This is a genomic window from Bacteroidales bacterium, from assembly GCA_029210725.1.
In the GTDB taxonomy this organism is placed as follows: domain Bacteria; phylum Bacteroidota; class Bacteroidia; order Bacteroidales.
This window is the reverse complement of the sequence record JARGFM010000017.1, coordinates 1-22,212: the sequence shown is the minus strand read 5'-3', so window position 1 is coordinate 22,212 and position 22,212 is coordinate 1. Positions and strand designations below refer to the sequence as shown.

Below are 22,212 nucleotides of genomic sequence, written 5' to 3'. Positions count from 1 at the left end.
AAAAAGGGATAAAGTATAAAGGTACTCTATCCCCGGATATTCTAAGAAGAAGTCATATTAATTTTATGCTTCTTTTTTGTCATCGTCTTTGGTGTGCTCCTCTTCCCCGGCCGTCTCGTCTTCTTCTGTTACAGCATCATCGACAACTTCTGCCTCAGCCACAGTCTCTTCTTCGACAACTTCTGCCTCAGCCACAGCCTCTTCTTCGACAACTTCTGCCTCAGCCACAGCTTCTTCTTCGACAACAGCTTCTTTAACAACTTCATTATCAGCAACTTCCGTCTTTGCTGCGCCGGTTGCAACAGCACTGCTTCCTTCCGCTTTCTTCTTGCTTCCTCCGCGACGACGACGGCTTGCAGACTTCCTGGTTCCTACCTTTTCGGCCAGCAGATTCTCGTTGAAATCCACCAGTTCGATCAGGCACATATCTGCATTATCGCCCAGGCGGGTACCCAGCCTGATGATCCGCGTATATCCCCCGGGACGGTCAGCCACTTTTGGGGAGACCTCACGAAACAGCTCTGCAACGGCGTCTTTATCCTGCAAATAACTAAAAACCACCCTGCGCGAATGGGTTGTATCGTCTTTACTCCGGGTGATCATAGGCTCGATAAACCTCTTGAGGGCCTTGGCTTTGGCTGTTGTGGTCTCGATCCTCTTGTGCATAATCAGCGAACTTGCCATATTGGATAACATGGCCTTCCGGTGTGCACTCGTCCTCCCTAAGTGATTAAAACTCTTCTTATGTCTCATTGCTCTTAATCCTTGTCCAGTTTGTATTTACTTGTATCCATGCCGAAGGTCAGGTTCATGTTCACCAGGAGTTCTTCAAGCTCGGTGAGGGACTTCTTTCCAAAGTTCCTGAATTTCAGCAGATCGTTCTTATTGAATTTCACCAGGTCGCCCAGGGTATCCACCTCGGCTGCTTTCAGGCAGTTGAGTGCGCGAACAGAAAGATCCAGGTCAACCAGTTTGGCCTTCAGCAGCTGGCGCATATGCAGCACCTCTTCATCGAACTCCTCGTTGGCAAATTTCTCGTCGGTATCGAGGGTAATCTTCTCGTCGGAGAAGAGCATGAAGTGGTAGATCAGAATTTTTGCCGCCTCCTTCAGGGCTTCCTTGGGATGAATAGATCCGTCGGTCTCTATCTCTATAAACAGTTTTTCATAGTCGGTCTTTTGCTCGACCCGGTAGTTCTCGATTTCGAACCTCACATTCTTAATGGGGGTAAAGATGGAGTCCACGGCGATCAGTCCGAATTCGGCTTCGGTCGGTTTGTTCTCGTCAGCAGGCACATATCCGCGTCCCTTACTGATGGAAATCTCCATTTGAAGTTTCACATCCTTCTCCATGTGGCAGATAACCAGATCCGGATTCAACACTTTGAATCCGCTGAGGAAACGCTGCAGGTCTCCGGCTTTGAACTCCTCCTGGCCGGTAATGGTAACGACAATCTTTTCATCGTTTACATCATCGATCTGTTTCTTGAAGCGTATCTGCTTAAGGTTCAGTATGATTTCTGTAAGGTCTTCTATCACACCAGTGACAGTGGAAAATTCATGTTCCACACCGTTGGTCTTGATGTTGGTAATGGCATACCCTTCCAGGGAAGAGAGCAGAATACGCCTGAGGGCGTTTCCTACGGTAATGCCATAGCCGGGCTCGAGAGGTCTGAACTCAAATTTACCATACCTGTCATCTGCTTCAAGCATGATGACCTTATCTGGTTTTTGAAAAGCTAAAATGGCCATAATAGGAATGATTATTTTATTTTGAATAAAGTTCAACGATGAGCTGCTCCTTGAGGTTCTCGGGAATCTCCTCCCGCTCGGGGCGGTTCAGGAATTTTCCGGTCATGGCAGCCTCATCAAATTCCAGCCATGATGACGAACCGTACCTGGCAGTGGAAAGTGAATCGGTGATCACCTCCAGGGATTTTGAACGCTCCCTTACACCCACCGTATCTCCTGGCTTTAATGTGTAAGAAGGAATATTTACGATCTCACCGTTCACGGTGATATGTCTGTGTGTAACAAGCTGACGGGCACCAGCACGCGTGGGTGCCAGACCCAGTCTGTAAACCACGTTGTCGAGCCTGGATTCCAGCAACTGAAGGAGCACCTCGCCGGTCACACCCTTACTTCTGGACGCCTTTTCAAACATATTCCTGAACTGCTTCTCCAACACCCCATATGTATATTTGGCCTTCTGCTTCTCTTTCAACTGAATACCATATTCAGATGCTTTGCGTCTTCGCTTATTGTTCCCGTGCATTCCCGGGGGATAGTTCTTCTTTTCGAACGACTTGTCGGTCCCAAAGATGGGATCTGAAAATTTACGAGCAATTTTGGTTCTTGGACCTCTGTATCTTGCCATTTATTTATCTGATTAATTGTTAATAATCCTCTCCAGCTTGGTATATACCTTAAGGCTGAATTATACCCTCCGCCTTTTGGCGGGACGGCAGCCGTTGTGCGGCAGCGGTGTTACATCCACAATTTCGGTCACTTCGATGCCCGAGGCATGAATGTTACGTATGGCCGATTCCCTGCCCGAGCCGGGTCCCTTAACAAATACTTTCACCTTTCGCAGCCCCAGGTCATAAGCCACCTTGGCGCAGTTCTGCGCTGCCATTTGTGCAGCATAGGGTGTATTTTTCTTGGAACCCCTGAAACCCATTTTACCGGATGAGGCCCAGGAGATCACCTGTCCCTGATTGTTGGTCAGGGAAATGATGATATTGTTAAAGGAGGCGTGAATATGCGCCTGCCCTATAGGTTCAACCTTAACTGTTCGCTTTTTTGACGATCCTGTCTTTTTAGCCATAACCTCTTAACTCTTATTTGGTTGCTTTCTTCTTGTTTGCTACTGTCTTTCTTCTTCCCTTCCGGGTACGGGCATTGTTCTTCGTGCTCTGTCCGCGGGTGGGAAGGCCAATACGGTGGCGGATACCCCGGTAAGAACCGATATCCATCAGTCGTTTAATGTTCAGCTGAATGGAGGATCTCAGTTCACCTTCCACCTTGATTTCCGGGTTTTCATTGATCGCTTTCCGGATGGCAGCAATCTGATCATCATTCCAGTCCTGCACTTTGATATTACGATCGACGCCTGCAGCATCAAGAATGGATTGCGCACGGCTGCGACCAATTCCATAAATGTAAGTCAGGCTTATTTCACCTCTTTTGTTTTTGGGCAGGTCAACACCAACTATTCTAGCCATAATGCTTTGTATTGTTTTTTTTTAAAATCTTTATCCCTGGCGCTGTTTAAACTTGGGATTTTTCTTATTAATCACGTACAAGCGTCCTTTTCTCCTGACTATTTTGCAGCCGGCGCTACGCTTTTTTACAGATGCTCTTACCTTCATGAGTTCTTATTTATATCTAAACGAAATCCTTCCTTTTGACAAATCATAGGGCGACATTTCCACTTTGACACGATCGCCTGGCAACAATTTAATGTAATGCATTCTCATCTTTCCTGAGATATGAGCAGTAATAATGTGTCCGTTTTCCAACTCCACCCGGAACATCGCATTTGACAATGCTTCGATGATTACACCATCCTGCTCAATAGATGCTTGTTTTGCCATTTACTTGCTCTGTTTTGTTAACTCCTTATCAATATACGAGAAGGTTGATAGTACATCGGCCTTCCCTTTATCAACTGCCACGGCCCATTCAAAGTGAGCCGAAGGCAACTTGTCGGCGGTGCGAATGGTCCATCCGTCGGGCTCCTGACGGATCTGCCTGCGACCCATATTGATCATGGGTTCGATGCAGATCACCATCCCCTTTTTCAATTTGGGGCCGGTTCCCCGTCTTCCGTAGTTGGGCACTTCAGGGGCCTCATGTAAATGACGACCCAAACCGTGTCCGACCATCTCCCTGACTACACTGTAGCCGTTGCTCTCGGCATGGTTCTGGATGGCATATCCCACATCTCCGATACGCTTTCCTTCCACAGCCTGCTCGACTCCCTTCAGGAGGCATTCGCGTGTTATCTCTAAAAGCCTGCAGATCTCAGCCCTGACTTCGCCTACTTCGAAGCTGAAAGCCGTGTCCCCGTAAAAATCGTTTTTTATCACACCACAATCGACCGAAAGCTGATCGCCCTCCTGCAGGATCACCTTGTCTGAAGGAATTCCATGCACTACCTCTGAATTCAGCGAGGTACAGAGCGTCTTTGGATAACCCTGGTATCCCAGGAATCCGGGGACTGCACCGTGGTCGCGGATAAAGCTTTCTGCAATCTGGTCGAGCTTTTCGGTGGACACTCCCGGCCTGATAAAGTTGGCAAGCTCGGCCAGCGTCCTGGAAACCAATTGATTGCTCTCTCTTAATAACTCAATTTCGTCCGCAGTCTTTATTAATATCATCAAAGAACGTTCTACTCTCTTAAATGGCAGCTGCACTGCCGGTCCGGCCCTTGATCCTGCCCGACTTGGTCAATCCGTCGTAGTGACGCATCAACAGGTGGCTTTCGATCTGCTGCAGGGTATCGAGGATCACACCCACCATAATCAGGAGGGAGGTTCCGCCGAAAAACTGGGCAAAACTCTGGTTTACGCCGCCCATCATAGCGAAGGCAGGCATAATAGCCACAACGGCCAGGAAAAATGAACCCGGAAGGGTAATCCTGGACATCACACTATCCAGGAAATCGGCGGTCTTGCGACCCGGTTTTACCCCGGGAATAAACCCGCCGTTCTTTTTCATATCTTCTGCCATCTGTGTGGGATTCACAGTGATGGCTGTATAGAAGTAGGTGAAGAGGATAATCAGCATGGCATTGGTAAAATTATACCAGAAACCAACCGGATTGCTGAACACCGCTGCAAAACCGGATGCTGCATCAGCCTTGGCAAAACCTGCCACGGTGATGGGAATAAACATAAATGCCTGGGCAAAGATAATGGGCATCACACCCGCTGCATTCACTTTCAGTGGAATATACTGACGCACACCGCCGTACTGCTTGTTACCCACAATCCGCTTGGCATACTGCACCGGAATCCGCCGCGTACCCTGCACCAGCAGGATCGTAGCCATGAAAACCACGAACATAATAAGCAGCTCTACCAGAAAGGCGACCAGTCCGCCACCCTGTTGCTCCAGGCGTGAAAGAAACTCCATGCCCAGCGACTGGGGCAAACGGGCTATAATCCCGATCATAATGATCAGGGAGATTCCGTTTCCGATTCCTTTGTCTGTAATCCGTTCCCCGAGCCACATGATAAACATGGTTCCTGCGGTGAGGATGATCATGGCAGCCATGCGGGAGAAATGTTCTGAAAAAGCCTCGGCAGGAAGCTGGTAACGAAGACTGGTGATGTAGCTTAAACCCTGGGGAATCAGAATGGCCACCGTCAGGTACCTGGTGATCTGATTGATCTTCCTTCTTCCACTCTCGCCCTCACGCTGTAACTTCTGGAAATAAGGAACAGCGATGCCCAGCAACTGCACCACGATGGATGCGGAGATATAGGGCATGATCCCCAGTCCGAAAATCGAGGCTCTTGCAAAGGCCCCGCCTGTAAAGAGGTTAAGCAGATCGAGAATCCCTGCCCCTCCCTGCCGGTTGCCGGCCAGCTCGGAGATAATGACCGGATCGATCCCCGGGAGAACAATGTGCGTCCCCAGGCGATAGATCAGGATGATCCCAAGGGTATAGATAATCCTTGAGCGCAGGTCCTCAATCTTCCAGATGTTCTTTATGGTTTCAATAAACTTTTTCATCCGATTTCTTTATTTATCTGATTATCAGACAATTTCCACTGTTCCCTTTACCGCTTCAATGGCCGTTACCGCTGATTTGGAGAAGGCATGGGCTTTTACATTCAGTTTAGTTTTCAGTTCCCCGTTACCGAGGATCTTCACAAGGCTGTTCTTCCTTACCAGTCCGGCTTCCACCAGCAGATCCACATCAATATCAGTGATCTTCCGTGCACCGGCCAGCTCCTGAAGGGTACTAATGTTAATCCCCTTGAACTCCTTGCGGTTGATATTTTTAAAACCAAATTTGGGAACCCTGCGCTGCAGCGGCATCTGTCCACCTTCAAATCCGGTCTTGCGGGAGTATCCCGAACGGGACTTCTGTCCTTTATGACCTTTTGTGGAAGTACCGCCAGTACCCGAGCCCTGTCCGCGCCCGATCCTTTTCCTATTCCTGGTAGAACCCTTTGCCGGTTTTAAGTTGCTTAAATCCATTTTCTTTCGTCTATATATGTTTCTACTTGACTTCCTCCACTTTCACCAGGTGCAGAACCTTCTGAACCATTCCCAGGATCTGGGGAGTGGCTTCCACCTCAATGGTCTGGTGAAGCTTTCTGATACCGAGTGCCTCTAAGGTCCGCTTCTGCCTGGCTGGCTTTTTGATGGCACTTTTTATCTGGGTAACTTTGATTTTTCCCATCGTATGATTGAATTATCCGTTAAATACTTTGTTCAGAGAAACCATCCTCTGCTGAGCAACCGAGTTGGCATCCCTCAGTTCCAGGAGTGCATCAAAGGTGGCTTTTACCAGGTTGTGCGGATTGGATGAGCCTTTACTCTTAGCCAGTACATCTTTCACACCCACACTCTCCAGTACCGCACGCATGGCACCACCTGCCTTCACCCCTGTACCACTGGAAGCCGGCTTTATAAATACCTTGGCTCCGCCATATTTCCCGTACTGCTCGTGGGGAATGGTTCCGTTGATGATGGGCACCTTGATCAGGTTCTTCTTGGCATCTTCCACACCCTTGGCAATGGCTGTGGTTACTTCATTGGCCTTGCCGAGTCCGTGTCCCACAATGCCTTCTTCGTTACCCACTACCACAATGGCAGAGAAACTAAAGGTACGGCCACCCTTGGTTACCTTGGTTACCCGCTGAATGCTAACCAGGCGGTCCTTTAACTCGAGGTCACTCGTCTTAACTTTTCTGATACCTGTCGACATATCTTTATTTATATTTTAAGTCCGCTTTCCCTGGCAGCATCAGCTAAATTTTTTACTCTGCCATGGTACAGATAGCCGTTTCGGTCGAATACGACTGTGTTAATTCCTTTTTCCTTTGCTTTCTCTGCAATCCGCTTACCCACAAGCTTGGCCTGCTCGATCTTGTTGACCTTCTGAGAGGCAATCTCCTTCTCCTTGGAGGAGGCCGATGCCAGCGTCTGGCCGGTTACATCATCGACCAGCTGGACGTAGATTTGCTTATTGCTGCGGTACACAGTCATCCGGGGACGATCTCCGCTTCCTGCGAGCCGCTTCCGGATCCGGTACTTGATTCTCTGCCTTCTGTCTGCTTTAGTTAAAGCCATCTTATTACTGTATTTATGCTATTTATTTTCTTTTTCCTGGCAAGGGGGCCCTAGACCGAAGCTGTTTTACCAGCTTTACGCCTCACCTGTTCTCCGACAAATTTCACACCCTTGCCCTTATAAGGCTCCGGCGGGCGAAGTGAGCGAATCTTGGCAGCAACCTCACCGATCAGCTGCTTGTCGATGCTGGTCAGCGTAATAACCGGATTGGCACGCCTTTCTGTTTTTGCCTCCACCTTAACCTCGGGCGGCAGCTGTATCATGATATCGTGCGAATACCCGAGCGCCAGTTCCAGCCGGTTGTTCTCTTTCACTTCGGCCCTGTATCCAACGCCCACCAGCTCCTGCTGAATGGTATAACCTTCTGATACCCCCACGACCATATTATTCAGCAATGAACGGTATAATCCATGCCTGGCTTTGTGGTCCTTCTCCTCTGTTTTCCTGGAAAGCGTCACCTGGTTCTCTTCCACCTTCACGGTGATACTTTTATCCACCTGCTGCTGCAGTTCCCCCCTGGGTCCTTTCACAGTTACCAGGTTGTCGCCGTTTATCTCGACGCTTACACCTGCGGGGAGGTCGATGGGTAAAATTCCTATCCTTGACATTTGCTTCTTCTCTTATTCAATTAATATACATATGCTAAGACCTCGCCGCCGATACCCAGGCTCCGGGCTTCCTTATCGGTCATAACCCCCTGTGAGGTGGATATAATCGCTACACCCAGTCCGTTAAGTACCCTGGGAAGGTTTGTACTGTCTACGTATTTCCTCAAACCGGGCTTGCTGATGCGCTGCAAACTCTTGATGGCATTCGCCTTGGTATCGGGATTGTACTTCAGGGCAATCTTGATATTTCCCTGAGGACCTTCCTCTTCAAATTTGTAGTTCAGGATATAACCCTTTTCGAACAGAATGCGGGTCATGTCCTTCTTCATATTGGAAGCAGGAATCTCCACCACTTTGTGTTTGGCCATTACAGCATTTCGGATGCGGGTCAGATAATCTGCAATCGGATCTGTCATTTTTTCTCTCTTTATAAATTCTTTAAACCAATATCTACCAGCTGGCTTTTTTAATTCCAGGAATCAATCCTGAGGAAGCCATCTCTCTGAAGGTAATCCTGCTGATACCGAACTGACGCATATATCCTTTTGGACGACCGGTCAGTTTACAGCGGTTGTGAAGCCTGATGGGATTTGAATTGCGCGGCAACCTGCTCAGTCCCACGTAATCGCCATCAGCTTTCAGTTTTGCTCTCTTCTCAGCGTACTTTTCAACCAGTTTCTGACGCTTCACTTCGCGAGCTTTCATTGATTCTTTGGCCATTGCTCTATTTTTTTTCGTTTTTGAAGGGAATACCAAATGCTTTGAGCAATGCTGCTCCCTCTTCATCTGTTTTTGCCGAGGTTACAAAAGTAATCTCAAGTCCCATGATCTTGCTGATCTTGTCCAGGTCAATCTCCGGGAAGATGATCTGTTCCGTGATCCCCAGGGTGTAATTGCCGCGTCCGTCTAACTTCGAGGATATCCCCTTAAAGTCACGGATCCTGGGAAGTGCGACCACAATCAGTCGCTCCAGGAACTCGTACATGCGCTCGCGACGAAGGGTCACCTTCACCCCGATGGGCATTCCGCGACGAAGCTTGAAGTTCGAGATATCTTTGGTGGATATAGTTTGCACGGCCTTCTGCCCTGCAATCAGGGTCATCTCTTCCTGTGCAACCTCTATCAGTTTCTTATCGGCAATTGCCTGTCCGACACCACTGTTAAGTACAATCTTCTGAAGGCGCGGGGTCTGCATCACCGAGGTATAACCGAACTGCTCTTTCAGAGCAGGCACGATCTCGTCGGTATATTTCTTCTGTAAACCAGCTATGTATTTCTTCTCCATTACTTGATCTCCTCACCTGATTTTTTGGCGTAACGCACCAGTTTGTTTTTATCATTGAGTTTCCTGCCAATCCTGGTGGCTCCTCCGGAAGACGGATCTACCAGGTTCAGGTTGGAAATATGAACAGGAGCTTCCTGCTTGGTAATTCCACCCTGGGGATTGCTGGCATTGGGCTTGGTATGCTTCGACACCATATTCACGCCCTCTACGATGGCCCGGTTCTTGTCACGGTTCACATCCAGAACCCTGCCCTTTTGTCCCTTGTACTCGCCACTGTTGACGATCACCTGGTCACCCTTTTTAATATGCAATTTCTTATTCATGGGATTGATCATTTACTAGGTTATAATACTTCAGGAGCCAGTGAAACAATCTTCATATAATGATCCCTGAGTTCCCTGGCAACGGGACCAAAAATACGGGTTCCGCGCATCTCATCCACGTTGTTCAGCAACACCACCGCATTATCGTCAAAGCGGATGTATGAACCATCCTTCCGCCTGATTTCCTTCCTGGTCCTTACCACCACCGCCTTGGATACGGTTCCTTTTTTAATTTCACCGGAAGGAATGGCGCTCTTGACGGTAACGACCACTTTGTCGCCAATGGATGCATACCGTTTCTTTGTTCCTCCAAGTATACGAATAACAAGAACCTCTTTGGCTCCACTGTTATCGGCTACGGCTAGTCTGCTCTCTTGTTGTACCATGATTACTTAGCTCTTTCGATAATTTCTACTAATCTCCATCTCTTGTTCTTGCTCAGGGGCCTGGTTTCGCTGATCTTCACCATATCACCCACATTACAGGTATTCTCCTCATCGTGAGCCATAAACCTGGAGGTCTTATTCACGAACTTGCCGTATATGGGGTGCTTTAATTTCTGCTTCACAGAGATCACAATGGACTTATCCATGCTGTTGCTTACCACAACACCAATACGCTCGCGTCTTGTATTTCTTGTCGTTTCCATATGTATTACTTTTCAGACTGCTCCTGAATTTGCCTGGCCCTGTATTCTGTTTTCAACCTGGCGATGTTCCTGCGTGTCTCAACAATCTTATTGGGGTTATCAAGGGGAGAAACAGCATGGTTCATTTTCATGCGTACCATCAGAGTCTCCTCGCTTTCGAGGCGCTCCTGCAGCTCCTGCATTGTTAACTCTTTTATTTCTGAACTCTTCATCACTCTCTATTTTGAATTCAATATCTGATCGGTTTCTATTCTTCTTCAAAATCCCTGCGCACCACAAATTTGGTGGTAATGGGAAACTTCTGGGACCCCAGACGCAGTGCCTCTTTGGCAACCTCGAAGGACACTCCTTCAAGCTCAAATATGACTCTTCCGGGAGTAATAGGATATACAAATCCTTCGGGAGCACCCTTTCCTTTACCCATACGTACTTCGGCGGGCTTCTTGGTAATGGGTTTGGCCGGGAAAATACGGATCCAGAGCTGGCCTTCCCTCTTCATATGGCGGGTGATGGCCTGACGGGCTGCTTCAATCTGGCGTCCGGTGATCCATGCACTTTCCATCGCTTTGATCCCAAAACTACCGAATGCGAGCTGATTTCCCCTCTGGGCATTTCCTTTCATCCGCCCCTTCTGCATTCTCCGGTATTTGGTTTTCTTCGGTTGTAACATTGTATAAGTTTTTCCTGATTATACTTGATTCTTGCGGCCCGTTCTAGTTCCTCCGGTCACGGTTATCACGGTCTTTCCGGGGAGCACGTCCTCCGGCTTTCGGTTTCACGCTGCTGGCACCAATGTTCGGACTCAGGTCGCGCTTTCCAAAAATCTCTCCATTACAAATCCATACCTTGATACCAATCACCCCCACTTTGGTATGAGCTTCGGCCAGTGCGTAATCGATATCGGCACGCAGGGTATGAAGCGGAATCCTGCCATCTTTATAAGACTCGGTACGGGCCATTTCGGCTCCGCCCAGGCGACCACTGATCAGGACCTTGATCCCGTCGGCTCCCATGCGCATGGTAGAGGCAATCCCCATTTTTATGGCTCTCCGGTAGGAGATCTTACCTTCCACCTGCCGGGCAATATTGTTAGCAACGATGGTGGCATCCAGTTCGGGACGTTTTACTTCGAAGATATTGATCTGAACCTCCTTCTTGGTAATGTTCTTCAATTCTTCTTTCAGCTTGTCCACCTCCTGACCGCCTTTACCGATGATGATACCCGGACGGGCCGTGTTTACGGTAACGGTGATAAGCTTCAGCGTACGCTCAATGATAATCTTGGAAATGCTGGCTTTGGCCAAACGGGCATTCAGATATTCCCTGATTTTGTTGTCCTCAACAAGCTTGGAAGAATAATCTTTTCCACCGTACCAGTTGGAATCCCATCCTTTTATGATTCCCAGACGATTACCTATTGGATTTACTTTTTGTCCCATCTATGCTTGATTTTCTTGTTCTTGTACAACTTCTTGTTCAGCTGTCGCATTCAGACTGTCAATGACAAGGGTCACGTGATTTGAACGCTTCTTGATCCTGTGAGCTCTTCCCTGCGGGGCAGGCTGGATTCTTTTCAGGGTCCGGGAAACATCCACCCTGGCCTCTTTCACCACCAGATTGCTTTCTTCAATCTTCGCTCCTTCGTTCTTAGCCTGCCAGTTGGCAATGGCTGAAAGCAGAAGCTTTTCCACTTTGGCCGATGCCTCTTTGGAAGAGAATTTTAACATATCCAGCGCCTTGTTCACCTCAACACCCTTGATCATATCGGTTACCAGCCTCATTTTCCGCGGAGAAGTCGGGCAGTTGCGCAGCACGGCGTAATACTTGTTCTGCCTCTCTTCTTTTAATTGATTTGCTCTGTTTCTTTTTCTTGCACCCATTTCTGTCGGATTAAAATATTATCGCTGCTTTCCACCATGACCCCTGAACATCCGGGTAGGTGCAAATTCGCCTAATTTGTGCCCTACCATGTTCTCTGTTACATACACCGGAATAAACTTGTTTCCGTTATGAACAGCAATGGTATGGCCCACAAAATCTGGAGAAATCACAGACCTCCTCGACCAGGTTTTGATCACTGATTTCTTTCCGGAATCGTTCATATCCAGAACTCGCTTCTCCAGCTTGAAATCGATAAATGGTCCTTTTTTCAGTGAACGGCTCATGCTCTATCTATTTTTTTGATTTTCTCTTTTCAACTATGTATCTGTCGGAATACTTCTTCTTGGAACGGGTTTTAAACCCTTTGGCCGGCATTCCGTTCCTGGAACGGGGATGTCCTCCCGAAGCACGGCCTTCACCACCACCCATGGGGTGATCGACCGGGTTCATAGCCACACCACGTACGCGGGGGCGGCGTCCCTTCCAGCGTGAACGGCCTGCCTTACCGGACTTCTCCAATCCATGGTCGCCGTTGGAGGTAACCCCAATGGTGGCGCGGCAGCTGGTGAGGACCATCCTGGATTCGCCCGAAGGCAGCTTGATGATGGCATATTTCCCATCCCTGGATGTTAGTGTTCCGTAAGAGCCGGCACTTCTTGCAAGCATACCGCCTTTACCAGGCTTCAGCTCAATGTTGTGTATATCTGTTCCCAGCGGGATATTGGCCAGAGTAAGTGTGTTGCCCAGTTCGGGTGCCACGGAGTCGCCCGATATAACCTTCTGTCCGACCTGAAGCTTCTCAGGAGCCAGGATGTACCGCTTCTCCCCATCGGCATAGCTTACCAGCGCAATCCTTGCAGAGCGGTTGGGATCATACTCGATGCTCTTTACGGTAGCCTCCATATTGTCCTTGTCCCGCTTGAAGTCTATCAGGCGATATCTCTTCTTGTGACCGCCACCCAGATAACGCATGGTCATTTTACCGGTATTGTTTCGACCGCCACTTTTCTTGATGGGCCTGAGCAGGGATTTCTCCGGCTTAACGCCCGGGGTCAGATCATCATTGGCAGAGATTTCCTTAAATCGCTGGCCCGGGGTTGTGGGATTATACTTCTTAATTGCCATCTTTTCTTAAATGTTGCTGTAAAAATCAATTACTTCACCTTCGGCCAGGGTAACCACTGCCTTTTTATAGGAAGAGGTTTTGCCCACTGAGATGCCACTCTTTGTGTACCGTTGCTTGCGCTTTCCGGCATACCTCATGGTGTTCACTTCCGCTACTTTCACTTCGTAAAGTTCTTCCACTGCTTGCTTGATCTGCAGCTTGTTAGCATCTTTCGCTACAACGAAACCATACCTGTTGAAGTCCTCCCCCTGGGCGGTCATCTTTTCGGTTACTATGGGCTTAATTAAAATATTCATGACTTCTTCTCTTTAAGCATTCTTTTGCAGAACGTCAAGTGAACTCTCAACGAAACAGAGCGCCGAAGCATTCATAATTTCGTATGTATTTAATTCTGTGAGAGTTACGACTTTTGAATTCCGTAAATTTCGCGACGACAAATATACATTATTATTTCTTTCGCTGATGACGAAAACCGACTTTTTGTCGTCCAGTTTCAGGTTTTTCCGAATGGCAGCAAATTCACTGGTTTTTGGGGTCTCCAGGTTGAAGTCCTCCACAACCATCATTTGCTTGTTTTTCACTTTGTAGGCAAGGGCAGATTTGCGGGCCAGTTCCTTCACTTTGCGGTTCAGCTTACCCCCGTAAGTCCTGGGCCTGGGACCAAATATACGTCCGCCACCTCTGAACAGAGGGTTCTTGATATCACCAAAACGTGCAGTACCGGTTCCCTTCTGACGCTTGATCTTCTTGCGACTTCCCCGGATCTCACCACGCTCCTTTGTTTTGTGCGTACCCTGGCGCTTATTGTTCATGATCTGCTTCACATCCAAATAGATGGCATGATCATTGGGCTCAATTCCGAAGATCTCCTCGCTCAGTTTGACCTTTTTTCCGGTGCTCTCGCCGGATATATTCATTACCTCTAATTCCATCACTTCTCTATAATTAAATATGAACCATTAGATCCGGGAACAGAACCTTTCAGAATAAGCAGATTGTTCTCGGGAACAATCTTCATCACACGCAGGTTAAGAATTTTCACCTTCTTATTCCCGGTCTGGCCTCCCATGCGCATGCCCTTGAATACCCTGGACGGGTAGGAAGAGGCACCCAGGGAACCCGGGGCGCGCATCCGGTTATGCTGACCGTGAGTGGCATCGTTCACACCTGCAAAGTTGTGACGCTTCACCACCCCCTGAAATCCTTTTCCTTTGGACAAACCGGATACATCGAGCCAGATGTCATCGTGAAAATAGTCCACGGTGATTACGTCACCCGCTTTCCAGTTCTTTACAAAACCCTTCAGTTCAATGACCTTCTTCTTCGGCGTGGCATTTGCCTTAGAAAAATGGCCCTGTTCAGCCTTGGGGGTATTCTTCACTTTCTTATCGTCAAAAGCCAGCTGAACTGCAGCATAACCATCAGTCTCAACGGTCTTAACCTGCGTTACTGTGCAGGGTCCGGCCTGTATCACCGTACAGGGGATGTTTTTTCCGTCTTTGTCGAAAATGGAAGTCATTCCAATTTTCTTACCAATTAATCCTGGCATCGTATTCTGTTTTTAGCTGTGTTAGACTTTGATTTCTACTTCCACTCCACTGGGCAACTCCAATTTCATGAGTGCATCAATGGTCTTGGGAGTGGAACTGTAAATATCCAGCAGCCTTTTAAACGAGCTTAACTGGAACTGCTCCCTGGATTTCTTATTTACGAAGGGAGACCTCAGCACTGTGTACACCCGCTTGTGGGTGGGTAGTGGAACGGGTCCGCTAACCACAGCTCCGGTGGACTTTACTGTCTTTACAATCTTCTCGGCCGATTTATCAACGAGGTTGTGATCGTATGACTTCAATTTAATCCTAATCTTCTGACTCATTATCTATCTGATTATAAACTTTTTCCTGTTACTTTTTCTAATACCTCCCTGGACAGGTTGGGTGGCATCTGCTCGTAATGGCTGAATTCCATCGTGGAACTGGCCCGTCCTGAAGAAAGTGTCCTGAGCACGGTTACATAACCGAACTGCTCCGACAGGGGCACCTTGGCCTTAATGACCCTGGCTCCTGCCTTGGAATCCATCCCTTCCACCTGTCCGCGTCTCTTGTTCAGGTCCGAGATCACATCGCCCATATACTCTTCGGGGGTGACCACCTCCACAGACATGATGGGCTCCAGCATCACCGGACCGGCTTTGGCAGCGGCATGCTTAAAGGCCTGGCGTGCGCAAATCTCAAAGGAGAGTTGATCGGAATCGACCGAATGAAAGGAGCCATCGGTCAGCCGCACTTTCATTCCCTCCAGGGGGAATCCTGCAAGCGGACCGTTGAACATGGCATTTGTAAAACCTTTTTCCACCGAGGGGACATACTCCCTGGGGATATTTCCTCCCCTGATCTCATTTTTAAAATCGAGTCCCTTGGTGCCATCTTCGGCCGGACCGATAAATACTTCGATATCGGCAAACTTGCCACGTCCGCCGGTCTGCTTCTTAAAGACTTCACGGTGCTTCACCTCGGTGGTCAGGGCCTCCTTATAATTGACCTGAGGGGCTCCTACATTACATTCCACCTTGAACTCGCGCTTCAGACGGTCCATGAGGATCTCCAGGTGTAACTCGCCCATGCCGTTGATGGTGGTTTGCCCGGAATCCACATCACTGCGGATCTGGAAGGTTGGATCCTCCTCTGCCAGTTTATTCAGGGCAATGCCCAGCTTATCGATATCGGCCTGGGTTTTGGGCTCAATCGCGATTCCAATAACCGGCTCGGGAAATTCAATGGCTTCCAGAATCATGGGTTTGCCCACCGAAGTGATGCTGTCTCCTGTTCGGAGCTCCTTCAAACCAACTACCGCACAAATATCTCCGGCTCCGATCTCCTTCTTGGGATTCTGCTTATTGGCATGCATCTGGTAGATGCGGCTGATGCGCTCCTTCTTTTCCGTACGGTTGTTATAAATCATCACCCCCTCCTGCAGTTTCCCGGAGTAAACGCGGACATAGGCCAGACGTCCTACGAAAGGATCGGTGGCAATCTTGAACACCAGTCCGGTCAGAGGCTCATCATCATTGGGTTCCCTGGTGATCACCTGATCGTTCCTGGGATCAATTCCCCTGACAGCACCCACATCCATGGGACTGGGAAGGAGATCACAGATGGCATCCAGCATTCGCTGGATCCCTTTATTCTTAAAGGCCGATCCACACAGGACCGGAACGATATTCATATTGATAGTCGCCCTGCGGGCATAGGACATAAACTCATCCACACTGATGGAATCCCTGTCTTCCAGGAATTTATTCAGCAGATCATCATCGGAAACACAGACGGCCTCTACCAGCTTCTCTCTCCACTCTTCCACTGTTTCAACCATGTCCTCCGGAATCTCGCAGTACTCGTATTTCATCCCCAGAGTCTCATCCTCTTTCCAGACGATGGCCTTACGCTCGATCAAATCGACGATCCCTCTGAAATTCTCTTCAGAGCCGATGGGGATTTGCATGGGTACGGGGTTGGAGCCCAGTTTATCGCTGATCTCCTGAACAACTCCAAAGAAATCGGAGCCCACACGGTCCATCTTATTGATAAAGGCCAGACGGGGAACTTTGTACTTATCGGCCTGGCGCCAGACGGTCTCCGACTGAGGCTCAACACCCCCGACGGCACAGAATACTGCCACGGCACCATCCAGCACCCGCAACGAACGTTCCACCTCTACAGTGAAGTCAACGTGTCCCGGAGTATCAATAATATTAATCTTGAACTCCTTGTCGTTGTGCTTCCAGAAAGTGGTTGTGGCTGCTGATGTAATGGTGATACCGCGCTCTTGCTCCTGTACCATCCAGTCCATTGTAGCGGCTCCGTCATGGACTTCACCGATGCGGTGGGTGATACCCGTATAGAACAATACGCGTTCTGTGGTGGTAGTTTTCCCGGCATCGATGTGTGCCATGATCCCGATATTCCTAGTATGTTTTAAATCTGGGCTCATAAGTGTCACACACTTACCTTGCAATAAATGCTATTTCAATATTGTTTTAGAACCTAAAATGGGCGAAAGCCTTATTGGCTTCTGCCATGCGGTGCGTATCTTCTTTTTTCTTATAAGCACCACCTTCATTGTTATATGCAGCAATGGTCTCGGCTGCCAGTTTTTCCGCCATCGATTTACCCGGACGTTTACGGGCAAAAAGAATCATGTTCTTCATGGAAATGGAGGTCTTACGCTCGTTTCTTACTTCCATGGGAACCTGAAAGGTGGCTCCACCAACCCTGCGGCTTTTTACTTCTACCTGGGGGGTGATGTTATCCAGCGCCTGCTTGAAAATATCCAGGGCTGTTTTCCCTTCTTCCTTGGTCCTGGCGTCAACCAGGTCCATGGCTTTATAGAAAATATCGTAGGCAATGCTCTTCTTACCGTCGAGCATCATATTGTTTACAAACTGCGTTACATAGGGATCCTGGAATCTTGGATCGGGCAGTAAAATTCGCTTCTTTGGTTTTGTCTTCCTCATTATAATAATATATATATACTATCGAGTACTGTACACTTTGTGCCGTGCACTATTTCTTCTTGGGTCTTTTGGTACCATATTTACTTCTTCGCTGGGTACGGCCTTCCACCCCTGAGGTATCCAGGGCACCACGAATGAGGTGATACCTGACACCCGGAAGGTCCTTCACCCTGCCACCACGGATCAGCACAATACTGTGCTCCTGGAGGTTGTGTCCCTCACCCGGGATATAGGCATTGACCTCCTTCTGGTTGGTCAGGCGAACCCTTGCCACCTTACGCATGGCTGAGTTTGGCTTCTTGGGCGTGGTGGTGTAAACACGCACACATACACCGCGCCTCTGGGGACATGAATCCAGGGCAGGAGCCTTGCTCTTGTCGTTCAGTTTCTTCCGGCCTTTACGAACTAATTGCTGAATCGTGGGCATATTGTATTGATCTTTATTATATAAACGTCGTTAATTTCGGTTCGCAAAGGTAGAATATATTTTCAAAAAACAATAATATTTTAATGAATAATTCCCCAATATTCCTGGTCCCCTTCGAATTACATATTTTACAAGGGTTTCGCTATTTCTCCCGCCACGGATTTTTTTAAACGCCCCTGTTTTGAACATCCTGCTTCCTTCCAGAAACCAGCCTTTAAAACGTAATTTTTGACGAGTTTCCTCCTTTTTTATCAGTTGTTTAGATATAAAATTTTATTACTTTTGCATCACTATTTCCCAGGCTGATTTACCATAAATATTTATATAATTTACTGAATACCTTTTATTTATATCCCGATGAAGACATACTCGACCGACCAGATTAAAAACATTGCCCTGCTTGGAAACGCCGGAGCAGGGAAAACCACACTTGTAGAGGCCATGCTTTTCGAAGGTGGTGTGATCGACCGCAGGGGGGACGTGGATCATAAAAATACCGTATCGGACTTCCACCAAATCGAACAGGATAACCAGACTTCGATGTATTCCTCTGTGATGTACACCGAATATAATGGCAAGAAAATCAACATTCTTGATGTTCCCGGAGCGGACGATTTCGTCGGAGGCACCGTGTCCAGCCTGCATGTGGCTGATACGGGCGTGATCCTGATCAACGCCCAGAATGGTATCGAGGTGGGGACTGAGATTCACAGCCGCTGGCTGGAAAAATTTAATAAACCGGCTGTGGTGGTGGTAAATAAGTGTGACCACGATCATGCCAACTTTGACAAGGCTTTTGAAAGCATCAAGGACAGCCTGGGAGCGAATGTTGTTCTGGCCCAGTACCCGGTGAATGCCGGCCCCGATTTTGACTCTATCGTGGATATTATTCTCTTCAAGTTATTTAAATATCCCAAAGAGGGTGGAAAGCCTGAGGTTATTGATATTCCGGATTCAGAAATGGAACGTGCGGAAGAGCTGCGTAACGAACTGATCGAAAAAGCTGCCGAAAATGATGAGGCGCTGATGGAACTCTTTTTTGAAAACGACGGTCTCACCGAAGATGAGATGCGTTCCGGAATCACTGCCGGTGTTATTGCACGAGGCATGTTCCCCGTTTTCTGTATGTCGGCCAAACGCAACATGGGTGTGGGACGTTTTATGGAATTCCTGACCAATGTGGCTCCTTCGACCAACGAAATGGGGACTTTTACGACCACGGACGGGACCGAGGTCAAATGTGATGCCGGTGGCCCCACTTCCATCTTTGTTTTTAAGACCGCTGTGGAGTCTCATATCGGGGAGATCAATTTCTTCAAAGTGGTTTCGGGCACTGTCAAGGAGGGAGACGATCTGACCAACAACACCACCCGGAACAAGGAACGCCTTTCGCAAATCTTTGCCTCCCAGGGCAAAAATCGTGAGAAGGTTGCCAGCATGTCGGCCGGAGATATTGGCTGTACCGTGAAGATGAAGAATACCAAAACCAACCATACACTAAGTTCTCCCAATGTATCTTATGTGTTTGACAAGATCCCTTTCCCGGAGCCCAAGTTCAGGACCGCCATCAAGACCCTGACGGAAGGAGACGAGGAGAAGCTGGGCGAGGCGCTGACCAGAATCAACCAGGAGGATCCTACCGTCCGGATTGAATACAGCAAGGAGCTGAAACAGATTATTCTTTCCGGCCAGGGCGAGTACCACCTCAATATTGTTAAGTGGCAGCTTGACAACCTCTTTAAGGTGTCGACCGAATTTGTGGCGCCCAGGATTCCCTACCGGGAGACCATCACCAAAGCGGCCCAGAGCGACTACCGTCACAAGAAGCAGTCGGGAGGTTCCGGGCAGTTTGGCGAGGTGCATATGATCATCGAACCTTATACGGAAGGCAGCGAGCCTAAACCCATGTTCAAGCTGAACGGGAAAGAGTATAAAATGGCCAATCGCGGAGTGGACACCCACCAGTTAAGCTGGGGTGGTAAACTGGAGTTTGTAAACTGTATTGTGGGCGGATCGATCGATGCCCGTTTCCTCCCCGCTATCCTGAAAGGGATCATGGAGAAACTGGATGAGGGACCGCTTACAGGTTCTTACGCCCGTGATATCCGCGTCTATGTCTATGACGGCAAAATGCACCCGGTGGACTCCAATGAGATCTCCTTTATGCTGGCAGGCCGGAACGCTTTCAGTAAAGCCTTTAAAGAGGCCGGTCCGAAAATCATGGAGCCGGTTTACGAAGTGGAGGTGCTGGTACCTTCCGACTACATGGGTGATGTGATGAGCGACCTGCAGGGACGCCGTGCCATCGTACAGGGAATGGCCAGTGAGAAGGGTTTTGAAAAGATCACGGCCAAGGTGCCCCTGGCAGAGATGAACAAATACTCCACCGCGCTGAGCTCACTGACCAGCGGCCGTGCCATGTACTCGATGAAGTTTGACGAGTATGCGCAGGTACCGGGAGAGATCCAGGACGAGCTGCTGAAAGCCTACGCTGCTGAACAGGACGATGATTAAGCTCATAACCTTTATTCAGCCCTTAAATCTTTTGCTACGCAAAATATTGCAGGGGCCTACATAAAGGTTATTTCGCAGCAGAAAGCATAATTAATTATAGGGGGCAATGTAGGCCCCCTTTCTTTTATTAGCCTTTCGTATTATTCCTCAAGCTGTTGCAGTCCATACTAAAAAACTGTAATCTGAGTGGCTAAAGGCTATGGATCTGTTTCCTGTTTTCATCATCGGGACACCCCGGGCGGCTTTTAGCGGCACTCTGCCCGGGATACTGATCAGGGTTCTGCCCCGGATCCTGGCCTGGGTTCTGCCCGGGATCCTGGCCTGGGTTCTGCCCGGGATCTCTCACCCGTTCCCGCTTCCTGGAAAGAACAATGTTGTACTATGCAAGTTGGGCTTCAGGAGCTATTTAGTGCTTCGTTTCATTTCTGGTCGTCCAAGGCGTCAATGAACCTTACCACAGATTCCATCAGATAAACCGATTCTGTTTCCAGGATCCCTGTAATACAAGTACTTTTCAATGCGTACTGTGCCTGTCCCGACAATTGCAGAATGTCAGGCTGAGGGCCGACATGCATTTCGATCTTCATGGCGCTTAGATCTCCTATCTTTTTCAAGATCAATAAGGAACGCTGAATGCTTTGCTGCTTTACCCCGGGAACAGTGCTCAGACAAGCTGTGATCCTCAGGTGTCCATCATTGAGCATAACTTTATAATTATTCCTGCCAGTGCAGATATGCAAGGTATTTTCCGCAAACCAGAGCCATGAATTTATCCCTGTTTCTTTGAGTTTTTCCCTGATGTTATACATCATCTCTTTCAGGTCTGCAGCAGACTGACCAGCGAAAGTATCATTGTGTACCTGTAGTTTGCTGCAAATATATCTTTGATAGTAGTGAAGTAATTCCTTGTATTCTGTCTGGGTTTCCGTCAAATATCCAATTTCAAGAGAATTGATTTCTGAGCTCAATAGCAAATTCATGGAAGTTACGATGCCGTATTTTTCATTCATGTAGAGTTTGCTGTGCAGGTGAGGAATCTTTATATATTGCAATGTCAATTGATCCAGGTCACGATAGGTGGCTGTGTTGTCAGGATCTTCTCTGACATATATCTCTGTGAGGATCCTTCTCTTTTTCAATCTATTGATCTTATGCAGGAGTTTATACCATTTCGAAATCTTCATATAGGGAGATACCAGAATGACTCTTTCATTGCTCTCATCAAGCAATGTGAGAATCTTGGCTGAGATCTCTGATGGTTTGATCAGTTTCATTGTGTTTACGGCAGGTTTCCCGGTATTCTCGTCAGGTATCGCAGTGACCTTTGTATTTGTAAATGTGGTAAACCGGAGATTTATCGTAGCCGGGGCTGTATAAAAAAGAACTCAGGGATAAATAATATCTTCATAATTCATGATAAAATGTCATATATGGATACTAATTATCTTTGAATGGATAAATAATATCTAATTTAGCATCTATAAAATACTTTAACTAGTTAGTAAATATCCTTTACCATGAAAAAACAATTGATTTGGAGCATTATCAAGGAATTTTTGGGCAAAAACAAGCTGGG

General features: G+C 48.1%; 36 protein-coding genes. 2 read left to right on the top strand and 34 right to left on the bottom strand.

Features of this window, described 5'->3' with window-relative positions:
• Positions 1 to 63: 63 nt before the first annotated feature.
• Genes rplQ through rpsL form a run of 33 tightly spaced genes read right to left on the bottom strand, consistent with a single transcriptional unit; the run spans position 64 to position 18,122 of the window.
• Complete coding sequence (gene rplQ / locus P1P86_10760) at positions 64 to 753, bottom strand: 50S ribosomal protein L17 (protein ID MDF1575656.1); 690 nt, start codon at positions 751 to 753, stop codon at positions 64 to 66.
• 5 nt (positions 754 to 758) lie between these two features.
• A complete protein-coding gene (locus P1P86_10755; GenBank protein ID MDF1575655.1) occupies positions 759 to 1,751 on the bottom strand; it encodes a DNA-directed RNA polymerase subunit alpha in 993 nt (330 codons plus the stop codon).
• Positions 1,752 to 1,767: 16 nt separating this feature from the next.
• Positions 1,768 to 2,376 (bottom strand): 30S ribosomal protein S4, encoded by a 609-nt coding sequence (gene rpsD, locus P1P86_10750; GenBank protein MDF1575654.1) that lies wholly within the window; start codon positions 2,374 to 2,376, stop codon positions 1,768 to 1,770.
• Positions 2,377 to 2,436: 60 nt separating this feature from the next.
• Complete coding sequence (gene rpsK / locus P1P86_10745; protein MDF1575653.1) at positions 2,437 to 2,826, bottom strand: 30S ribosomal protein S11; 390 nt, start codon at positions 2,824 to 2,826, stop codon at positions 2,437 to 2,439.
• A gap of 13 nt (positions 2,827 to 2,839) precedes the next feature.
• Positions 2,840 to 3,226, bottom strand: a complete 387-nt coding sequence (gene rpsM / locus P1P86_10740) for a 30S ribosomal protein S13 (protein ID MDF1575652.1) — start codon at positions 3,224 to 3,226, stop codon at positions 2,840 to 2,842.
• Positions 3,227 to 3,253: 27 nt separating this feature from the next.
• Positions 3,254 to 3,370, bottom strand: coding sequence for a type B 50S ribosomal protein L36 (gene ykgO, locus P1P86_10735; GenBank protein MDF1575651.1), 117 nt, complete (start codon positions 3,368 to 3,370; stop codon positions 3,254 to 3,256).
• A gap of 6 nt (positions 3,371 to 3,376) precedes the next feature.
• Positions 3,377 to 3,595 (bottom strand): translation initiation factor IF-1, encoded by a 219-nt coding sequence (infA, locus tag P1P86_10730; GenBank protein ID MDF1575650.1) that lies wholly within the window; start codon positions 3,593 to 3,595, stop codon positions 3,377 to 3,379.
• Positions 3,596 to 4,381 (bottom strand): type I methionyl aminopeptidase, encoded by a 786-nt coding sequence (gene map, locus P1P86_10725; protein MDF1575649.1) that lies wholly within the window; start codon positions 4,379 to 4,381, stop codon positions 3,596 to 3,598. It abuts the gene before it with no gap.
• Positions 4,382 to 4,400: 19 nt separating this feature from the next.
• Positions 4,401 to 5,741 (bottom strand): preprotein translocase subunit SecY, encoded by a 1,341-nt coding sequence (gene secY, locus P1P86_10720; protein MDF1575648.1) that lies wholly within the window; start codon positions 5,739 to 5,741, stop codon positions 4,401 to 4,403.
• A gap of 24 nt (positions 5,742 to 5,765) precedes the next feature.
• Positions 5,766 to 6,212 (bottom strand): 50S ribosomal protein L15, encoded by a 447-nt coding sequence (gene rplO / locus P1P86_10715; protein MDF1575647.1) that lies wholly within the window; start codon positions 6,210 to 6,212, stop codon positions 5,766 to 5,768.
• A 22-nt stretch (positions 6,213 to 6,234) separates the two neighbouring features.
• Positions 6,235 to 6,417: a 50S ribosomal protein L30 gene (gene rpmD, locus P1P86_10710; protein ID MDF1575646.1), complete on the bottom strand. Its 183-nt coding sequence runs from the start codon at positions 6,415 to 6,417 to the stop codon at positions 6,235 to 6,237.
• A gap of 12 nt (positions 6,418 to 6,429) precedes the next feature.
• Positions 6,430 to 6,945 (bottom strand): 30S ribosomal protein S5, encoded by a 516-nt coding sequence (gene rpsE / locus P1P86_10705; GenBank protein ID MDF1575645.1) that lies wholly within the window; start codon positions 6,943 to 6,945, stop codon positions 6,430 to 6,432.
• An 8-nt stretch (positions 6,946 to 6,953) separates the two neighbouring features.
• Entirely contained in the window at positions 6,954 to 7,310 is a 357-nt protein-coding gene (rplR, locus tag P1P86_10700) for a 50S ribosomal protein L18 (GenBank protein MDF1575644.1), read from the bottom strand.
• A 50-nt stretch (positions 7,311 to 7,360) separates the two neighbouring features.
• Positions 7,361 to 7,918 (bottom strand): 50S ribosomal protein L6, encoded by a 558-nt coding sequence (gene rplF, locus P1P86_10695; protein MDF1575643.1) that lies wholly within the window; start codon positions 7,916 to 7,918, stop codon positions 7,361 to 7,363.
• Positions 7,919 to 7,938: 20 nt separating this feature from the next.
• Positions 7,939 to 8,334: a 30S ribosomal protein S8 gene (rpsH, locus tag P1P86_10690; GenBank protein MDF1575642.1), complete on the bottom strand. Its 396-nt coding sequence runs from the start codon at positions 8,332 to 8,334 to the stop codon at positions 7,939 to 7,941.
• Between the two features lie 34 nt (positions 8,335 to 8,368).
• Positions 8,369 to 8,638, bottom strand: a complete 270-nt coding sequence (rpsN, locus tag P1P86_10685; GenBank protein MDF1575641.1) for a 30S ribosomal protein S14 — start codon at positions 8,636 to 8,638, stop codon at positions 8,369 to 8,371.
• A 4-nt stretch (positions 8,639 to 8,642) separates the two neighbouring features.
• Positions 8,643 to 9,203, bottom strand: coding sequence for a 50S ribosomal protein L5 (gene rplE, locus P1P86_10680; GenBank protein MDF1575640.1), 561 nt, complete (start codon positions 9,201 to 9,203; stop codon positions 8,643 to 8,645).
• Entirely contained in the window at positions 9,203 to 9,526 is a 324-nt protein-coding gene (gene rplX / locus P1P86_10675; GenBank protein MDF1575639.1) for a 50S ribosomal protein L24, read from the bottom strand. The genes rplE and rplX overlap by 1 nt, the downstream gene beginning before the upstream one ends.
• A 20-nt stretch (positions 9,527 to 9,546) precedes the next feature.
• Entirely contained in the window at positions 9,547 to 9,912 is a 366-nt protein-coding gene (gene rplN, locus P1P86_10670) for a 50S ribosomal protein L14 (protein MDF1575638.1), read from the bottom strand.
• A gap of 2 nt (positions 9,913 to 9,914) precedes the next feature.
• Positions 9,915 to 10,175, bottom strand: coding sequence for a 30S ribosomal protein S17 (gene rpsQ / locus P1P86_10665; protein ID MDF1575637.1), 261 nt, complete (start codon positions 10,173 to 10,175; stop codon positions 9,915 to 9,917).
• A gap of 5 nt (positions 10,176 to 10,180) precedes the next feature.
• Positions 10,181 to 10,387, bottom strand: coding sequence for a 50S ribosomal protein L29 (rpmC, locus tag P1P86_10660; protein MDF1575636.1), 207 nt, complete (start codon positions 10,385 to 10,387; stop codon positions 10,181 to 10,183).
• Between the two features lie 35 nt (positions 10,388 to 10,422).
• Positions 10,423 to 10,845, bottom strand: a complete 423-nt coding sequence (gene rplP / locus P1P86_10655; GenBank protein MDF1575635.1) for a 50S ribosomal protein L16 — start codon at positions 10,843 to 10,845, stop codon at positions 10,423 to 10,425.
• A gap of 43 nt (positions 10,846 to 10,888) precedes the next feature.
• Positions 10,889 to 11,614 carry a 30S ribosomal protein S3 gene (gene rpsC / locus P1P86_10650; GenBank protein MDF1575634.1) on the bottom strand — a complete coding sequence of 242 codons (726 nt, stop codon included), beginning with the start codon at positions 11,612 to 11,614 and terminating at the stop codon, positions 10,889 to 10,891.
• Positions 11,615 to 12,055, bottom strand: a complete 441-nt coding sequence (gene rplV, locus P1P86_10645) for a 50S ribosomal protein L22 (GenBank protein MDF1575633.1) — start codon at positions 12,053 to 12,055, stop codon at positions 11,615 to 11,617.
• An 18-nt stretch (positions 12,056 to 12,073) separates the two neighbouring features.
• Entirely contained in the window at positions 12,074 to 12,340 is a 267-nt protein-coding gene (gene rpsS / locus P1P86_10640; GenBank protein ID MDF1575632.1) for a 30S ribosomal protein S19, read from the bottom strand.
• A gap of 7 nt (positions 12,341 to 12,347) precedes the next feature.
• Entirely contained in the window at positions 12,348 to 13,181 is an 834-nt protein-coding gene (gene rplB / locus P1P86_10635) for a 50S ribosomal protein L2 (protein ID MDF1575631.1), read from the bottom strand.
• A gap of 6 nt (positions 13,182 to 13,187) precedes the next feature.
• Positions 13,188 to 13,478, bottom strand: a complete 291-nt coding sequence (gene rplW / locus P1P86_10630; GenBank protein MDF1575630.1) for a 50S ribosomal protein L23 — start codon at positions 13,476 to 13,478, stop codon at positions 13,188 to 13,190.
• 12 nt (positions 13,479 to 13,490) lie between these two features.
• A complete protein-coding gene (gene rplD, locus P1P86_10625; GenBank protein MDF1575629.1) occupies positions 13,491 to 14,114 on the bottom strand; it encodes a 50S ribosomal protein L4 in 624 nt (207 codons plus the stop codon).
• The gene (rplC, locus tag P1P86_10620) at positions 14,114 to 14,731 is read right to left on the bottom strand and encodes a 50S ribosomal protein L3 (GenBank protein MDF1575628.1); all 618 of its coding nucleotides are present in this window, start codon (positions 14,729 to 14,731) and stop codon (positions 14,114 to 14,116) included. The genes rplD and rplC overlap by 1 nt, the downstream gene beginning before the upstream one ends.
• A 21-nt stretch (positions 14,732 to 14,752) precedes the next feature.
• Complete coding sequence (gene rpsJ / locus P1P86_10615; GenBank protein MDF1575627.1) at positions 14,753 to 15,058, bottom strand: 30S ribosomal protein S10; 306 nt, start codon at positions 15,056 to 15,058, stop codon at positions 14,753 to 14,755.
• 11 nt (positions 15,059 to 15,069) lie between these two features.
• Positions 15,070 to 17,172 (bottom strand): elongation factor G, encoded by a 2,103-nt coding sequence (gene fusA, locus P1P86_10610; GenBank protein MDF1575626.1) that lies wholly within the window; start codon positions 17,170 to 17,172, stop codon positions 15,070 to 15,072.
• Positions 17,173 to 17,218: 46 nt separating this feature from the next.
• A complete protein-coding gene (rpsG, locus tag P1P86_10605; GenBank protein MDF1575625.1) occupies positions 17,219 to 17,695 on the bottom strand; it encodes a 30S ribosomal protein S7 in 477 nt (158 codons plus the stop codon).
• Positions 17,696 to 17,744: 49 nt separating this feature from the next.
• Positions 17,745 to 18,122, bottom strand: a complete 378-nt coding sequence (gene rpsL / locus P1P86_10600) for a 30S ribosomal protein S12 (GenBank protein MDF1575624.1) — start codon at positions 18,120 to 18,122, stop codon at positions 17,745 to 17,747.
• Between the two features lie 357 nt (positions 18,123 to 18,479).
• On the opposite strand from rpsL, the gene P1P86_10595 reads away from it, so the two are divergent.
• Both P1P86_10595 and P1P86_10590 read left to right on the top strand, forming a co-directional pair.
• Positions 18,480 to 20,636 carry an elongation factor G gene (locus tag P1P86_10595; protein MDF1575623.1) on the top strand — a complete coding sequence of 719 codons (2,157 nt, stop codon included), beginning with the start codon at positions 18,480 to 18,482 and terminating at the stop codon, positions 20,634 to 20,636.
• A 199-nt stretch (positions 20,637 to 20,835) separates the two neighbouring features.
• Positions 20,836 to 21,084, top strand: coding sequence for a hypothetical protein (locus P1P86_10590; GenBank protein MDF1575622.1), 249 nt, complete (start codon positions 20,836 to 20,838; stop codon positions 21,082 to 21,084).
• Here the strand turns inward: P1P86_10590 and P1P86_10585 are convergent.
• Positions 21,056 to 21,910, bottom strand: coding sequence for a hypothetical protein (locus P1P86_10585; protein MDF1575621.1), 855 nt, complete (start codon positions 21,908 to 21,910; stop codon positions 21,056 to 21,058). The genes P1P86_10590 and P1P86_10585 overlap by 29 nt on opposite strands.
• Positions 21,911 to 22,212: the final 302 nt, after the last annotated feature.